This window comes from Mycolicibacterium rhodesiae (assembly GCF_002086695.1).
GTDB classification, from domain to species: domain Bacteria; phylum Actinomycetota; class Actinomycetes; order Mycobacteriales; family Mycobacteriaceae; genus Mycobacterium; species Mycobacterium rhodesiae.
Genome location: NZ_MVIH01000006.1, coordinates 1 through 16,136 on the forward strand (window position 1 = coordinate 1; position 16,136 = coordinate 16,136).

At 65.5% G+C, this 16,136-nt stretch carries 15 protein-coding genes; 9 read left to right on the top strand and 6 right to left on the bottom strand.

The annotated features are described in order from the left end of the window. Nucleotides 1–98: 98 nt before the first annotated feature. Nucleotides 99–938, bottom strand: a complete 840-nt coding sequence (locus BST42_RS14415) for a mycofactocin-coupled SDR family oxidoreductase (RefSeq protein ID WP_083119758.1) — start codon at nt 936–938, stop codon at nt 99–101. A gap of 31 nt (nt 939–969) precedes the next feature. Further along, complete coding sequence (locus tag BST42_RS14420; protein WP_435406037.1) at nt 970–2,151, bottom strand: cytochrome P450; 1,182 nt, start codon at nt 2,149–2,151, stop codon at nt 970–972. 217 nt (nt 2,152–2,368) lie between these two features. On the opposite strand from BST42_RS14420, the gene BST42_RS14425 reads away from it, so the two are divergent. Next, nucleotides 2,369–3,769: a xylulokinase gene (locus BST42_RS14425; RefSeq protein ID WP_083119764.1), complete on the top strand. Its 1,401-nt coding sequence runs from the start codon at nt 2,369–2,371 to the stop codon at nt 3,767–3,769. On the opposite strand, the gene alr is transcribed toward BST42_RS14425, so the two are convergent. The 4 genes from alr to BST42_RS14445 form a co-directional block, all read right to left on the bottom strand. Beyond that, on the bottom strand, nt 3,730–4,911 hold the full coding sequence (gene alr / locus BST42_RS14430; RefSeq protein WP_083119766.1) for an alanine racemase: 1,182 nt from the start codon (nt 4,909–4,911) through the stop codon (nt 3,730–3,732). The two genes, BST42_RS14425 and alr, sit on opposite strands and share 40 nt — an antisense overlap. Then, complete coding sequence (locus BST42_RS14435) at nt 4,874–5,893, bottom strand: aminotransferase class IV (RefSeq protein WP_083119769.1); 1,020 nt, start codon at nt 5,891–5,893, stop codon at nt 4,874–4,876. The genes alr and BST42_RS14435 overlap by 38 nt, the downstream gene beginning before the upstream one ends. A gap of 21 nt (nt 5,894–5,914) precedes the next feature. Next, nucleotides 5,915–7,435, bottom strand: coding sequence for an APC family permease (locus BST42_RS14440; RefSeq protein ID WP_083119772.1), 1,521 nt, complete (start codon nt 7,433–7,435; stop codon nt 5,915–5,917). Nucleotides 7,436–7,524: 89 nt separating this feature from the next. Then, nucleotides 7,525–8,421 (bottom strand): LysR family transcriptional regulator, encoded by an 897-nt coding sequence (locus tag BST42_RS14445; RefSeq protein WP_083120268.1) that lies wholly within the window; start codon nt 8,419–8,421, stop codon nt 7,525–7,527. A 185-nt stretch (nt 8,422–8,606) separates the two neighbouring features. Between BST42_RS14445 and BST42_RS14450 the strand changes: the two genes are divergently transcribed. From BST42_RS14450 to BST42_RS14485, 8 genes are all read left to right on the top strand, one after another. Further along, nucleotides 8,607–9,422, top strand: a complete 816-nt coding sequence (locus BST42_RS14450; RefSeq protein WP_083119774.1) for an SDR family NAD(P)-dependent oxidoreductase — start codon at nt 8,607–8,609, stop codon at nt 9,420–9,422. Between the two features lie 46 nt (nt 9,423–9,468). Then, nucleotides 9,469–10,134 carry a TetR/AcrR family transcriptional regulator gene (locus BST42_RS14455; RefSeq protein ID WP_083119779.1) on the top strand — a complete coding sequence of 222 codons (666 nt, stop codon included), beginning with the start codon at nt 9,469–9,471 and terminating at the stop codon, nt 10,132–10,134. A gap of 7 nt (nt 10,135–10,141) precedes the next feature. Further along, complete coding sequence (locus BST42_RS14460) at nt 10,142–10,336, top strand: ferredoxin (protein ID WP_047331619.1); 195 nt, start codon at nt 10,142–10,144, stop codon at nt 10,334–10,336. A 3-nt stretch (nt 10,337–10,339) separates the two neighbouring features. Then, a complete protein-coding gene (locus tag BST42_RS14465; protein WP_083119782.1) occupies nt 10,340–11,581 on the top strand; it encodes a cytochrome P450 in 1,242 nt (413 codons plus the stop codon). Between the two features lie 33 nt (nt 11,582–11,614). Beyond that, nucleotides 11,615–12,778 (top strand): amidohydrolase family protein, encoded by a 1,164-nt coding sequence (locus tag BST42_RS14470; protein WP_083119784.1) that lies wholly within the window; start codon nt 11,615–11,617, stop codon nt 12,776–12,778. A 65-nt stretch (nt 12,779–12,843) separates the two neighbouring features. Beyond that, nucleotides 12,844–14,013, top strand: coding sequence for a M24 family metallopeptidase (locus BST42_RS14475; RefSeq protein WP_083120269.1), 1,170 nt, complete (start codon nt 12,844–12,846; stop codon nt 14,011–14,013). Next, complete coding sequence (locus BST42_RS14480; protein WP_083119786.1) at nt 14,003–15,127, top strand: M24 family metallopeptidase; 1,125 nt, start codon at nt 14,003–14,005, stop codon at nt 15,125–15,127. The genes BST42_RS14475 and BST42_RS14480 overlap by 11 nt, the downstream gene beginning before the upstream one ends. Beyond that, entirely contained in the window at nt 15,120–16,136 is a 1,017-nt protein-coding gene (locus tag BST42_RS14485) for an enoyl-CoA hydratase/isomerase family protein (protein WP_110918631.1), read from the top strand. The genes BST42_RS14480 and BST42_RS14485 overlap by 8 nt, the downstream gene beginning before the upstream one ends.

A 16,136-nucleotide genomic window follows, 5' to 3' on the forward strand; every position in this document is an offset into this window, starting at 1 on the left:
TTGTGAGCACACACACCAGGTGAGAAGAACCCAACCACCACAACAGCGGCATCACCAAGATGACACTGAGTCGGTTTGGGCGAGCGGCGGCGTGGGCGTTACTTCAAGCAACTGCCGCCGTCGACGGGCAGAGTGACACCGGTGATGTAGCGGGCCTCATCGGAAGCCAGGAACAGGACCGCATTGGCGATGTCCTCGGGCTCGACCCAGCCGATCGGCAGGGTGTGCATCAGCTGACCGACGACCTTCATGTCCTCCGGGCCCGGGTTCTCCAGGTCGGGACGGAACAACTTCATCGTGCCCTCGTTCATGAACAGGGGAGTGTTCACGTTCGTCGGGTGCACGGAGTTGACCCGGATGTTCTGCGCGCCAAGCTCGACGGCGAACGTGCGCATCAAGCCGACCACGCCGTGCTTGGCGGCGACGTAGTGACCGGTGTGCGGATAGGCCTTGAGCCCACCGACCGAGCTGGTCAGGATGATCGATCCGCCCCGGCCGCCTTCGAGCATGTGCGGCACACCGGCTTTCACCGTCTTCCACACGCCGCCGAGGTTGATGTCGATCATCGCTGTCCAGTCGGTCTCGCTGGTCTTGTCCAGCGTCTGGCCGCCGTTGCCGATGCCGGCGTTGGCCACGATGATGTCGAGGCGGCCCAGGGCGTCGACGCCCGCGTCGACCGCGTTCTTGAGTGCGTCGTAGTCGCGGACGTCGACCTCGGCGGTGTAGATCTGCCGGTTGTGGCCCTTGACCAGATCAGCAGTCTCGGCGAGGTCTTCCGGTGTCGACGCGGCGATCAGGTCGACGGTGTCGATCTTCTTACAGATGTCGACCGCGATGATGTCGGCGCCCTCCGACGCCAACCGCACCGCGTGCGCGCGGCCCTGTCCGCGGGCCGCGCCGGTGATGAACGCGACTTTGCCTTCTACCCGTCCTGCCATGGTTGTTCAGTCCCTTCGTAGGTGAAAGATGTCAGGGGACGATCGTCGGCATGGCGTCCCAGCCGCGGACCGCCGTGGTCTGAGACTTCTCCGCGGCCGCCCAGTCGACCTCCCAGGTGGGGAAGCGTTTGAGGATCTCTTCGAGTGCGATCCGACCCTCCATTCGGGCCAGTGCGTTACCCATGCAGAAATGGGTGCCGGCCCCAAAGGTCATGTGCGACTTGAGCTCACGGTGAATATCGAACACATCGCCGTCGGGTGCGAACCGGCGATGGTCACGGTTGGCCGCACCGACCAGCATCAGCATCGCCGAGCCCGCGGGGACGGTCTGGCCGTAGTACTCGACGTCGCGGGTGACGTAGCGGGCGATCTGCAGAGCAGGCGGTTCCCAGCGCAGGATCTCCTCGATCGCCTGTGGAATCAAAGCCGGGTTCTCGGCGAGTTCACGACGCTGGTCGGGATATTCGGCCAGGGTCTTTCCCGCCCAGCCGATCAGCCTGGTGGTGGTCTCGGACCCGGCCGTCGCGATCACCGTCAAATAGAGCAGCAGTTCCTCGCGGTGCAGCCGTCGAACTGTGCCGGTCTCGTCGGTGAATTCGGCGTTGAGTAGATCGGTCATGATGTCGTCCGACGGGTGATCGCGCCGGTAGTCGATGAACTCGGCGAACACCTCGCCGGTGGCCAGCAGATCGACTTCCTTTTTCTGCAGCGTCGCCTCCCCGTGATCGGTGATCGCGCGCTGGCGGTCCTCCGGAATGCCGAGGAGCATGCCGATCACTCGCATCGGCATCTGCTCGCCGAGGTCGTTGACGAAGTCGAACCGGCCGGTACCGATCAGCGGATCCAGGCACCGGGTGGTGAACTCGCGGATCTGCGGCTCCAGCGCGGCAACTTTGCGCGGGGTGAACACGCGCGACAACAGGTTGCGGTGGATGTTGTGGATCGGCGGATCCTCGAAAATCAAAGTGCCGGGCGGAATTTCCATGCCGGACTTGATGATCTCCAGCAATGCGCCCCGGCCGGAAATGAATGTTTCGTGGTCGATGACGGCCTTGTTGACATCGTCGAACCGGCTCAGCGCGTAGAAGTCGAGATCCGGGTTGTGGTACAGCGGTGCTTCCTCGCGAAGGCGCGCGAACATCGGAAACGGGTTGATGTTCTGGTCGACGTCATAGGGGTCGTAGTGAAGATCGCGAGCGGCACTAACTGTCACCGGAATGTTCCTCCCATGGGCCATCGGTGGAGCAACCATTGCAGTTCTGTTCAAAACGTGTCAATGGCATGTCCGGAATGCGTGAGCTTTGCTGACCAAGTGAGAGAACATCGTTCTCATCCCGCTCGCTTACGTGGCCGCAACTGTTTGGTCGCTAGGTCGTGAACAGGTTGAATAGGGGGGTGTCGCGCAGAGAATCGCCCTTGAGAGCCCGGGTATGACGCTGGTCGCCGGCGTGGACTCGTCCACCCAGTCCTGCAAGGTCCTGATCTGTGATGCAGTCACCGGTGCGGTCGTGCGATCGGCCAGCACACCGCACCCTCCCGGCACCGAGGTCGACCCCGAAGACTGGTGGCACGCTCTGCAGAACAGCATTGCGCAAGCCGGAGGACTCGATGACGTGGCCGCGATTTCCGTCGGTGGTCAACAACACGGCATGGTCTGTCTCGATGACCGTGGCGCCGTCGTCCGACCCGCACTGCTGTGGAACGACACCCGCTCGGATACCGCCGCGGCCGACTTGCTGGCGGAGTCGGGTGGAGCGGCCTGGTGGGCAGATCAGATCGGTGTCGTTCCCGTCGCGTCGATCACGGTGGCCAAGCTTCGCTGGCTGGCCGACCACGAACCAGGCAACGCCGACTCGACTGCCGCGGTTTGTCTTCCACACGATTGGCTGACCTGGCGACTGCGCGGTACCACCGACATCGGTGAGTTGTGCACCGATCGCAGTGACGCCAGCGGCACCGGTTATTACTCGGTGGCGACAGGCGCCTACCGAGACGATGTGCTCACCACCGCCATGCGAGGTCGCCGGCCGGCGGTGCCGCGGGTGCTGGGTCCGCACGAGCCGGCCGGGCACACCGTTTCCGGGGCAGTGCTGGGGCCTGGCGCCGGGGACAACGCCGCCGCAGCGTTGGGACTCGGCGCGGGCGTCGGTGACTGCGTCATCTCGTTGGGGACCTCCGGAGTGGTCAGTGGCGTGAGCGAAGCGGCGCCACATGATCCGGATGGCCTGGTTGCCGGCTTCGCCGACGCGACGGGGCGGTATCTACCGCTGGTGTGCACACTCAACGGCGCGCCGGTACTGGCCGCGGTGGCGGCGATGTTGGGGGTGACCCTCGAGGAATTCTCCCGCCTTGCGCTCACTGCGCCTGCCGGCGCCGAGGGTCTGGTCTGGGTGCCGTATTTCGACGGCGAACGGTCACCGAACCTGCCCGCCGCCACCGGTGCGCTGCACGGAGTGACGGGTCGTAACATGCTGCCGGCCAACGTCGCCCGTGCTGCCGTGGAGGGGTTGCTCGCCTCGATGCGGTTCTGCCTGGACAAGATCGCCGAGCAGGGAATCGGCGCCGAACGGGTGATGATCGTCGGCGGCGGGGTGCGCTCCGAAGCGGTGCGCCGAATCGCACCCGCCGTGTTGTCAGTACCGGTCGCGGTGCCCGAACCGGGTGAGTACGTCGCCCTCGGTGCCGCCCGCCAGGCGGTGTGGACGCTCAACGGCGGCGACTGCCCGGCATGGTCGTCGGTCCGGTCCGTGGCCTATGAGGCCGAGCCGACGCCGGCGGTCATGGAGCGCTATCAGGATGCCTGCCTGCTGACGCTGGGCCGCGACACGTAGCAGCGCGCGGCGCGGCCACGGATACCCGTGAGGATCTCGTAGTCGATCGTGCCCGCCGCGCGCGCCCAGTCCGCGGCCGTCTCCTCGCCGCAAGCTCCCGAACCGAACAGGACCGCCCGGTCACCCTCGGTCACGTCGGTTGAGCCAGGGCCGAGGTCGACGACGAACTGGTCCATGCAAATTCGTCCCGCACTGGGGAATCGTCGCCCGCCGATCACCACCGCGAACCCGCCCGACAGCACCCGGGGGATACCGTCCGCGTAGCCACAGGCCACCACCGCGATCGTGGTGTCGCGCGGCGCGATCCACGTGTGGTTGTACGAAACACCCTGTCCTGCCGAGATTTTCTTGACGAGCGAGATCTCGGCCGTCAGCGTCATCGCCGGTGCGAGACCGAAGTCGCCGAGGTGTGGAACGGGGGTGCGTCCGTAGATGGCGATGCCGGCGCGGACCAGATCGCGCGACAGGTCCGGGCGAGTCAGTGCCGCAGCCGAATTCGACACGTGTACCACCTGCGCGGGCGTGCCCGCCCTGCGCAGATCCGCCACGCAGTCATCCAGATGTGCCGCCTGCCGCGTATTCAGCGGGTGGTCCGGTTCATCACCTCTGGCAAGGTGTGTCATCGCGGTCCGCATCGCCACCGAACCGGATGCCACACATTTGGCGATTCCATCGCACAGCTGCGCCCACTCGGGCATCGCTGCGCCGCCGCGTCCGAGACCGGTGTCGACCTTCACCCCGATCGTTGCCGTGGTGCCGACGGACTCGGCTGCCGACGCCACCGCCGACAACTGACGGACCGAGGAGACCACCACTTCCACGCCTGCGGCAACGGCAGCAGCGAAATCGGTTGTGGGCGTGTGGAGCCAGGCCACGATCGGAGCGGACACCCCGTCGCGGCGCAGTGCCAGGGCCTCGTCGACTGTGGCAACCCCGATCTCGGCCGCACCGGCCGCCAGTGCTGCGCGCGCGACCTGGGTGGCGCCGTGACCATAGCCGTCGGCTTTCACCACGGCCATCACGCCCGATCGCGCCCGCTCGCCGACCACGCCTACGTTGTGGGCGATCGCGCCCAGGTCGACGACGGCCTCGACGGCCGCCACGTCAGTAGTCGATGGCTTCGATGAGCGGCGACGGCTCATCCATCAACGCCCAGAAGCGATCCCGGATCGCCACCGTCAGCGGGCCTGGTCGGCCGTCACCGAATGGTTCGCCGTCCAGCGAGACGATCGGCGTCACGCCGCCCGCGGTGGTCACCGCCATCAGTTCGTCGGCATCGTAGAGTTCGCGGCTGGTCACGTCGCACAAGGTCGCTTCGATGCCCATGGCGTCGGCGATCTCGAAGACCGTCTTGCGGGTGATCCCGGGTAGCGCGTTGCGCGACGGGGAGAACAGCTTCCCGTCCTTGACGATCACGACGTTGAAGCCCGGTCCCTCGGCAACGCAGTTGTCGGCGTCGAGAAGGATGGCGGTGCGCGCGCCGCGGTCTTTGGCCTCGAAGCTGGCCGCGGTGAGATCGCCCCACTGGTAGTTCTTGATCGTCGGGTCGACGGTGTTGCGGCCCGCCCGCCGGACGTGCCGCGGCACGACGGCGGTTGTGCCGAAGATCTGTTCCTCGGGCGGGAATGCCCACAGGTAGGGGATCGCGTAGATGTAGACCTGATGGTTGAGCTTGGACAAGTCTTTCTCGCCCTTGCGCTTTCCGTAACCACGGGTGACGGTCAGGTTTACGAATGACTCTCGAAGTCCGGACAGCGCGACGCAACGCTTGGTGATGTCGGCCAGCTCCTCCTTGGTCATCCCGGGGTCCAGTCGCAGCTTGCGAGCACCGTCGAGCAGCCGGTCCAGGTGATCGCCGAGCCGGAAGATGTTGCCATGCCAGACATGCGCGACGGTGTAGGTAAGGTCGGAGTGGCCGAACCCGGTGTCGAAGATGGAGATCCGGGCCTCCGACGCCGGCACGTACTCACCTTCGATCCAGGCGGCGCCGCCGGCGAATTCGGTGGAGTAGTCCAACTCGTAGTCACTGTATTGGATGACAGACCCGGGCGGGGTGTCCTCGCGGATGGTGCCGGGCTCGACGCTGACCAGATTGCTGGTTGCGAAATCGGTGTGAATTGTCATGTGGATGCTTCCTTTTCGAGGTTAGTCGTTGACGAGGTGGGTGCGGGCGAAGTCCGATCCGGCTTCGCCGCGGCTGAGCCGGCCACGCAGTCCGGTGCCCCACCACAGGGCTCCGACCGCGACGATGCCGAGGAATACCCAGCCATTACCGGCGAACTGTGGCAGGAATATCAGCGCCACTGCGACGGCGAGGAACACGACCAGCGCGGTGACGTAGACCGGTACGCGGAAGCGGCCCAGATCGAAGGTGCCCGGCTCGCCCTGCGGGATGGTGCCTTTACGCACGCCGACCAGCAGGCCGATCGTCTGCAGGATGTAGACCGAGAAGAACAACAGTGAGGCGATACCGAGGATGTAGTTGAACGCCTTCTCGTTGACCAGAGCGGAGAGCAGCAACACGGTCGACAGGCACCCGAGACCGATCACCGCGTACGTGGGGGTCTTGCTCTTGGCCGAGACATGACGCCACAGATGCGACGCCGGCAGCATGTTGTCGCGTGCCATCGAGTACGTCAACCGGGTGGCCACCAGGATGTTGGACAGCAGACACGCCAGGATGTTGGTCAACGCCACCGCCACAACGATTTTGGTGACAACGGGCCCGGCCTGCTGGTTGATGATCTCCTCGATCGGCGCGGCCGAGTTGGCTTGGACGGCCGCCTCGTCGCGGATCGCCAGGACGTACACGACATACATCAACAGCTCGATCACGATCGAGGTGACCAGCGCGTAGAACATGGTGCGCGGGACCACGTGGCGGGCGTTCTTGGTTTCTTCGGCGACATCGGCACCGGACTCCACGCCGATCAGGCCGAAGAACGGGCCGAGTGCAGCGGCCAGCCAGGCCACCACATAGGAGTCTTTGTCGCCGGATTCACCGCCGGTGAACAGTACCGAGATGGGTTGGTGGTGGTCGGGTGCGGAGAACGCGATGATCGCCACCAACAGTGTCGCGCCGACCGTGATGATGAGCTCGAGGCTCACACCGATGTTGTTGACCATGGTGGCGAAGCGCACGCCGTAGATGTTGATGAGCACGCAGAGGAACACCACCCCGATGGCAACCAGGATCTGTTCGCTCTGGCTCATGTTCCAGCCGAACAGGCCGCCGAGGTAACCCGACAAGATGAAGCCGACGCCTGTCATGCCGCTGATCCAGCCGAGGAGGGCGACGAACCCGGTGAACCAGCCGAGGCTCGGGCCGTTGATCCGGCTGGTCCACTGGTAGGCGTAGCCGGCAAGCGGGATCTTCGCGGTGAGGTCTGCGGCGATGAACGCCCACAGTGCGAACACCACGCCGGCCAGCAGCAGGGTCCAGACGAAGGGCCCTCCGGCCGTGAAGTAGCCGGCGCCGAATCCGGTGAAGACCGCGGTGGTGGCGCTGATGGTGGCGAACCCGATCGCGAATGACGCAACCGAGCCCACCGACCGGTCAAGTCGCTGCTGGTAGCCGAACTCGGCGAGTCGGGCGTCCTCGCTTTCGCCGGGGCGGGCCGGTGGTGGTAGCGGTGAATGAGTGGAGGGGGTCAGCGCATCGGTCATGGTCACTCCAGGTCAGTGCGGCTCACAGAACAACTGAAGCCAGGAAAACGCGCCGTGAACGGTTTCGGAAGTTCCACATTTCAATGGACTTATAAGCGTGGTTTATCAGCGGGTTCGTCGCCGAAGTTCCAGTGCTCCTGAACGTGCGAGACCAGCGCCGCTGCCTGCGGAGACAGCCGCGCGGGGTGCCACGCCAGCGCGGTGTAGCTGGGCGGGCGCCCGGTGATCGGCACGTAAACAATCCCGGGGCGGTCGTAGAAATGCGCCACCGACGATGTGGTGAAGCTGATCCCGAGGCCACGGGCGATCATCGTGGTCTCGGCTTCGTACGTCGCGGCGATGCCGGCGATCGACGGCGGGCGGTTGCCGCGCACGTCCATCGCCAGCCAGTAGTCGCGCCAGACGCCTGCGGTCATCGGGGCGCACACGATCGGTTCGTCGAGCAGGTCGGTGATGTCGACCTCGGTACGGGTGGCCAGCCGGTGATCCCTGGGCAGGCACGCCACCCAGCTCTCGGCGTCCAGAAGAAGCATCCGGTGATCGGGCAGATCCACCGGCGGCCGGATCAGCGCGACCTCAGTGCTTCCGTCGCCGAGACCCGCAGTGGGGTCGGCGAAGTCGTACTCGCTGGGTTCGACGACCACGCCCGGGTGTGCCGCCTCGAAATGCCGAACGATGCGGAACAACAGATCTGCTCCGGTGCCGATCAGGTAGCCGAGGCGCAACACGCCCTGCTGTGTTCCTGACATCGTCACCAGGTTGGCGACGACGGCGTCAACACCGCTGAGCGCCTGCTGCACCTGGGGGAGCCACGCTGCGCCCAAATCCGTCAACGCGACTTCGCGGGTGTTGCGGGTGAACAACGCGACACCGAACTGGAGCTCGAGTTGCTTGATCGCCGTCGACAACGCCGGCTGGGTGATGAACAGCTTGTCGGCGGCGCGCCGATAATTCAGCTCGGTGCCAAGGACCGCGAAGTACCGCAACTGGCGCAACGTGACGTCGACTTTCGTGGTGCCCTCCTGGCTCGAGACTGATGGCGATCTTCCAGTGTGCGTCGATCTCGGCGAGATTGACGTATTTAAATCACGCGCTTGACTTACCTCGCGGACTGCGAGTTGACTGCCTACGCGCACCGGTTCCGCGTGCCGACGAGAGGGATTGGGCTGTCATGGGCAACGAACTGGCAGGCAAGATCGCGGTGGTCACCGGCGGTGCGTCGGGCCTCGGGGCCGCCATTGTCGAGCGATTTCTGGCTGAGGGCGCCACCGTCGCGTTCGGCGACATCGACGCCGAACAGGGGCGGGCGTTGGCCGGTGCGCACGGCGCGAAAGCGCTGTTTCTGCCGACCGATGTCGCCGACACCCAGCAGCTCACGCGCCTGATCGACACCGCGGTCGAGGAGTTCGGCGGCCTCGACGTGATGGTGAACAACGCCGGGATCTCGGGAAAAATGCACCGGCGTTACCTGGACGACGATCTCGACGATTTCGAGCGGGTGATGGCGGTCAATCTCAAAGCCGTGATGGCGGGAACCCGAGATGCGGCCCGGCACATGACGGAGCGCGGCGGCTCCATCATCAACCTGACCTCGATCGGCGGCATCCAGGCCGGCGGTGGCGTGATGACCTACCGCGCGTCGAAGGCCGCGGTCATCCACTTCACCAAGTGTGCCGCGATCGAATTGGCCAACTATGAGATCCGGGTGAACTGCCTTGCGCCCGGCCATATTCGGACGGCCATCGTGTCGAAGTCCGCGCACGGCATGGATCCCGACCAGGTGGCGAAGTTCGAAGCCGGGATTCGCGCGACCATGCGCGCCGACCGGCCGCTGGAGCGGGAGGGAACCGCCCAGGATGTAGCCGAAGCGATCCTGTACTTCGCGGGCGACCGCTCGCCGTACGTCACCGGCACCGTTCTGCCGGTCGACGGTGGAACCGCGGCGGGCAAGCCGGTGCCGAAGAAGACAAAGCCGGCAGGTTCTTAAATCAATCGCTTGACTTAATCGCGATCAGGGCGTTGACTGGCGTGCGATGACCACCGCCACCACCACTGGGAGCACCCGTACCGATCGGGCGAGTCTCACCCGCGAAGCGATCCTCACCGCCGCCGAGCGGCTCTTCGCCGAACACGGCGTCTTCGCCGTCTCCAACCGTCAGGTCAGCGAGGCCGCCGGGCAGGGCAACAATGCGGCCGTCGGCTACCACTTCGGTACCAAGACCGACCTGGTCCGCGCGATCGAACACAAGCACGCCGTTCCGGTGGAGAAGCTGCGTGAGGAGCGGATCGCCGCGATGCCCGGCAGCGGAATCGGCCTGCGCGACTGGGTCGAATGTCTGGTGCTGCCGCTGACCGATCACCTGACCGAGTTGGGCAACCCCACCTGGTATGCCCGGTTTGCCGCGCAGGTGATGGCCGACCCGGCGTACCAGAAGACGGTCACCCGTGACGCGCTGGCATTGCCTGCCCTGATCACTGTGGTGGAGGGCATCAACCGGTGCCTGCCGGACGTGCCGGGCCATGTCCGAATGGAACGCAACATCATGGCGCGCAACCTGTTGATGCACACCTGCGCGGAATACGAGCGGGCCCTCGCCGAGGACTCGCCGCTGCCTCTGACCAATTGGCGCACAGCCGCTTCCGGACTCGTCGACGCGATCGTCGGACTGTGGCTGGCTCCTGTGACACGACAAGGCTAGAACCACGATGAAGGTCACCGTCGACCAGGACAAGTGCGTTTCCTCCGGCCAATGCGTGCTCAACGCGGCCGAGGTCTTCGATCAGCGTGACTCCGACGGTGTCGTGGTGCTGCTCGAAACCAACCCGCCTGCCGATCAGGAAGACAACGCGCGCCGGGCGGCCGCGGCCTGTCCTGCGCAGGCCATCTACGTCGAGGAGTGAGGCATGTCGGACACATTGACGTCTGAGGAAACCGAGGCGGCGACCGGCCCGGAGTATCCGATGGAGCGCACCGGGCGGTGCCCGTTCGCGCCGCCGGAACAGGTGATGGAGTTGGCCGCCGCCGCACCGCTGAGCCGGGTCCGCATCTGGGACGGCAGCACCCCGTGGCTGATCACCGGCTACGCCGAAGCCCGAACGCTGTTCGCCGATCCGAGGGTCAGCGTCGACGACCGACGCTCCGGCTTCCCGCATTGGAACGAGCACATGCTCTCCACGGTGGACAAGCGCCCCCGCTCGGTGTTCACCGCCGACGCCGAAGAGCACACCTTCTACCGCCGAATGCTCTCGAAACCCTTCACCTTCAAGCGAGTTGAGGGCCTGCGGCCGGCGATCCAGAAGATCACCGACGACGCCATCGACAAGATCCTGGCGGGCCCGCAGCCCGCGGAACTGGTCACCGCGCTCGCGCTACCGGTGCCGACCGAAGTGATCTGCGAAATGCTCGGCGTGCCCTACGAAGACCACGGTTTCTTCCAGGAGCATGCCAACGTCGGGTTGGCGCGTTATGCCAAGCCCGAGGACAGCATGAAGGGCGCGATGAGCCTGGCGAAGTACCTGTCGAACCTGGTCGAAACCAAGATGGACAACCCGGCCGAGGACGCGGTGTCGGATATCGCCGAACGGGTCAAGGCCGGCGAGATCAGCGTCAAGGAGGCCGCACAACTGGCCAGCGGCCTGCTCATCGCCGGCCACGAGACCACCGCCAACATGATCGGCATCGGAGTGCTGGCTCTGCTGGAGAACCCCGAACAAGCTGCGATCGTGCGTGATGCCGACGATCCCAAAGTCGTCGCCAACGCCGTCGAGGAACTGCTGCGCTACCTGTCCATCATCCAGAACGGTCAGCGCCGCGTCGCGATCGAGGACATCGAGATCGGTGGCCAGACCATTCGCGGGGGAGAGGGCATCATCATCGACCTGTCCCCGGCGGACTGGGATGCCACGGCATTCCCGAATCCGGACCAGTTGCAGGTGCGGCGCGAGAACGCCCGCGAGCATCTGGCGTTCGGCTACGGCCGCCACCAATGCGTCGGTCAGCAACTCGCGCGCGCCGAGCTGCAGATCGTGTTCAGCACGCTCCTTCGCCGTATCCCGACGCTGAAGCTGGCCAAGCCGCTCGACGAAATCCCTTTCAAGAACGACAAATTGGCCTACGGCGTGTACGAACTGCCCGTTACCTGGTGAACGCTCCACCTCGACAGCCTGATTGGAACTGACATGACAACCGCAACGCTCTATCCCGCCGGTGGTCTCGGCGCCCCGAAGGACCGCCACGGACACGCCAAGGGTGACACCGGTTTGCCCGCCGGCACCGAGGTGTTCTCCGCCGATAACCACATCTCGCTGTCCGAGGACATCTTCTTCGACAAGTTCCCGGAAGAGCTCAAGGAGAAGGCGCCACGGATCTGGTACGAGGACGGCGCATACATGGTCGGACGGGCCAAGGGAAAGACGTTCCTGCCCTTGGACTTCAGCCGGGTGCTCATGCAGTACGACGACCTGGCCGGAGCTGCCACCACCAACATCGATGCCCGCATCGCCGAACTCCGCGAGGACGGTGTGGACAAGGAACTCGCGTTTCCCAACGCGGTGTTGGCGCTGTTCCACTATCCGGACCTCGAGTTGCGCGAGCGGATCTTCCGCATCTACAACGAGCACATCGCCGAAGTGCAGGCCCGCAGCAACGGCCACTTCTACGGCGTCGGCTTGATCAACTGGTGGAACCCCGACGGCGCCCGCCGCACGCTGGCCGAGGTGAAGTCGTTGGGGCTCAAGACGTTCCTGATGCCACTGAATCCCGGCAAGGGTGAGGACGGCGAGATCATCGACTACGGCAGCACCGCGATGAGTCCGGTGTGGGACGAGATCGAGGCCGCCGGTCTGCCGGTCACCCACCACATCGGCGAAACCCCGCCGAAGACGCCGTGCGAAGTCAACAGCGTGGTGGTCGGCATGATGATCAACGTCGACGGATTCCGGGAGACGTTCTCCAAGTACCTGTTCTCCGGCATCCTGGACCGCCATCCGGGGCTGAAGGTGGGTTGGTTCGAGGGCGGCATCGCCTGGGTGGCCACCGCGCTGCAGGACGCCGAGCACCTGCTGGCCTCCTACCAGCACATGTTCAACCGCAAGGTGGAGCACGACATCCGCTACTACTGGGACAACCACATGAGCGCGTCGTTCATGGTGGACCCACTCGGACTCAAGCTGATCGACGAGATCGGTGTGGACAACGTCATGTGGTCGTCGGACTACCCGCACAACGAAAGCACCTTCGGTTACTCGGAGAAGTCGCTGCGGCAGGTCGTCGACACCGTCGGACAGGACAACGCGGTGAAGATCTGCAGCAGCAACATCAAGAAATTTCTGGGTGTGCAGTGACCACATCGCTGACCGGGCCGGTACGGTCCCTGGCTGACATCCCGGCACAGCCGGACCGTTCCCGCATGCGTGCCGAGACCGGAGCCCGGTTGCGGGCTGCCATGGCTGAACGCGGTGTCGACGCGTTGATCCTGTTGGGCAACAACGCCGTCACCTACGCGACCGGCACCAGCTGGCCGCTCGGCGACGCCGGACTCTCGCACGTCGAGCGTCCCGTCGCGGTGGTGCTCGCCGACGACCCGTCGCCGCACCTTTTCCTGCCGTTCCGGGAAGGTGCCGCCGAAGAGACCGAGCTGCCGGCCGATCATCTGCACGGGCCGGTGTATCTCGAATTCGACGAGGGTGTCCAGTATTTCGGCACGGTGCTGGCCGAGCTGATTCCACGCGGCAGCACCGTCGCCGTCGACGAGCTCACCGGAGCGATGCGCCGGGCGCAGGGCCGGCTGTTTCCGGGCGGCACGCCCGGCGACGCCGCGGTGGTGGTCGGTGCGGCCAAGACGGTCAAGACCGCCGACGAGATCGCCTGCATCTACAAGGCCGTGCAGATCACCGACACCGCGATGGTGGACGTGCAGAAGGTGCTCGCACCGGGAATCCGCCAGATCGATCTGTCGGCCGAATTCATGCGGCGGGTCTTCGAATTGGGTGCGGTGGCCAGCATGCTGGAACCCATCTGGCAGGTCATGCCCGACACAAGGGCCGACGGCGTGTGGACCACCCACGGTGACCTGGCCCTGCCACTGCTGTCCACCGAGCGTGAACTGCGCGACGGCGACGTGCTCTGGACCGACGTGTCCATCACCTATGGCGGGTACTGCTCGGACTTCGGCCGGACCTGGACCGTGGGCACCGCCCCGGATGCCCGGCAGCAGGCCAACTTCCGCAGGTGGCGCGACATCATGGCCGCCGTCGCCGACGTCACCCGTGCAGGTGCGACCGCGGCCGATCTGGCGCGTGCGGCGATTGCGGCCAACGACGGCGCGAAGCCGTGGCTGCCGCACTTCTACCTGGGGCACGGCATCGGGGTCAACGCGGCCGAGATGCCGATGATCGGAACCGATCTCGGTGACGAATTCGACGAGAACTACGTACTGCAGGCCGGCATGGTGCTGGTCCTGGAACCCGTGATCTGGGAAGACGGCACCGGTGGCTACCGCAGCGAGGAGATCGTGGTCATCACCGAGGAAGGCTGGATCAAATTGACCGACTACCCGTACGCGCCCTATGGCGACTGAGGTACTGGGCGACGACCGCGCCCTCCGCACCGGGCGGCGGAAGCGCGCGCTGGCCCAGATGGCGGCCCACGATCTGGACATCCTGATCCTCGGCAGACAGTCGAACATCCGCTACGTCAGTGGCGCCCAACAACTCTGGGTGGCCGGGACACGTCCCTTCGCTCCGTCGTGTGTGCTGCTGCGCGACGGCGCAGTGCACCTGCTGAGCACGTGGGACGAAGGCGTCCCCGAAGACATCCCGCACGAGAACCTGTACGGCATCGCCTGGAACCCGATGAACACCATCGAGAACCTGAAGAAGATCCCCGGTGCGTCCACCGCGCACCGGGTCGGCTCCGACGCGCTGTCGCCGGGATTCGCGCAGTTGTTGCCGATGGCGTTCCCCAACGCCGAATTCGTTGACGGCGAGGCGGCCATGGGTGCGGCCCGGCGCATCAAGACGCCCGAAGAGATCGACGCACTGCGCGAGTCGGTCAGGGTGGCCGAGGTCGGTCTTGCCGCGGCCGCGGCCAACCTTCGAGACGGTGCATCGCTGTCGGACCTGACCGCGGTGCTGCTGGAAGCGATGACCGCCGGCGGTGTCAGTACACCGGCCCATCAGGACGCTGTGTGGGTGACGGCCAAGGACCACCCGTGGCGGCGGGTCCGCGGTGACGGACGGGTCCACGACGGTGACCTGGTGGCCATCGCCTCCGGCGTGCTGGATCGCGGATACATCGGTGAAATCGGCCGCACCCTTCCCGTAGGCGAGGTCACCGCGGGCGTCAGCTCGCTGTTCGAGCGCTCCGAGCGGCTGCACGCGGCACTGATCGGCGCATGCCGGCCCGGCGCGCCCAACGCGGGCCTGCTTACGGCGTATGAGACTGTCGGCGAGGCACTTCCGGTGGTTCCGGTGGCGCACGGCCTGGGTGTCGGATTCGACTCGCCGGTGGTCTCCCCGCAACTGGCGGCCACCGCGGCCGGTGAGCATCTCGAGCCCGGAATGGTGCTCGCTGTCACCGGTTACGTGTTCGAGCCCGGAGTCGGCGCGGTGTTCCGCCGTGATTCGGTGCTGATCACCGCGGACGGTTGCGAGGTACTGACGTCGAGTCCGGCGTCCAGTGCCCGTGGCTGAATCGCGGCGCCCGTCGGCCGAGGAGATCATCCTCTACGACAAGGACCCGAAGACCAGGATCGCGACGATCACCTTCAACCGGCCCGAATACCTCAATGCGCCGACCGCCGCAGCGCGCCTGCGGTATTCGGACCTGCTGTACCAGGCCGGGGTGGACGACCAGGTGAAGGTTGTCGTCATCCGGGGCGCGGGGGAGGATCTCGGCAGCGGTGCCGACCTCCCCGAATTCATGGAGTTGCAGAACGACGAGGACACCGGCCCCCGGCTCGGGGAGTTCCGGATCCCGGCCGGTGCGGTCGAATACCCCCCGCAGGGGACATATCGCCGCGGCGCCTCGGTCGGTGCCTGGTATGCCAGCCCGCAGTCTGGTATCCGCACGCTGCAGGACTTCAAGAAGATCTCGATCCTCGAGGTCAAGGGATACTGCTACGGCTGGCACTTCTACCAGGCCGCCGACGCCGACCTGGTGATCTCCAGCGACGATGCACTGTTCGGTCATCCGTCCTTCCGCTATTACGGATGGGGTCCCCGGATGTGGTGGTGGACCCAGATGATGGGCATCCGCAAGTTCCAGGAGATGGTGTACACCGGCCGGCCGTTCACCGCTGCCGAGATGTACGAGTGCAACTTCCTGAACAGCGTGGTGTCGCGTGCGGAACTCGAAGACGAGGTCAGCCGCTATGCCCTGGCCTGCGCGCGAAACCGGCCCACCGACACCGTTTTTCAGCAGAAGATGTTCTTCGAGGTGTTCAAGCAGTTCCAGGGTGAGTACCTGGGGAGCCTGCTCGGCAGCACGTTCGAGTCGCTGGGTGGCACGGCCGCACGCGACGAGGACGAGTTCGACATGCACGCGGGACTCGACTCGGGGCTCGCCGGCGCAGTGAAGGACAACGACAGCAAGTTCCCGCCGGAGTGGCGGCTGTCGAAGTCCGGACGCGCCACGGCCAAGCCCAAGAAAGCGAAGGCCGAGAAGACCGAACCCAAGAAGACGAAAAAGAAGAAGAAGTAG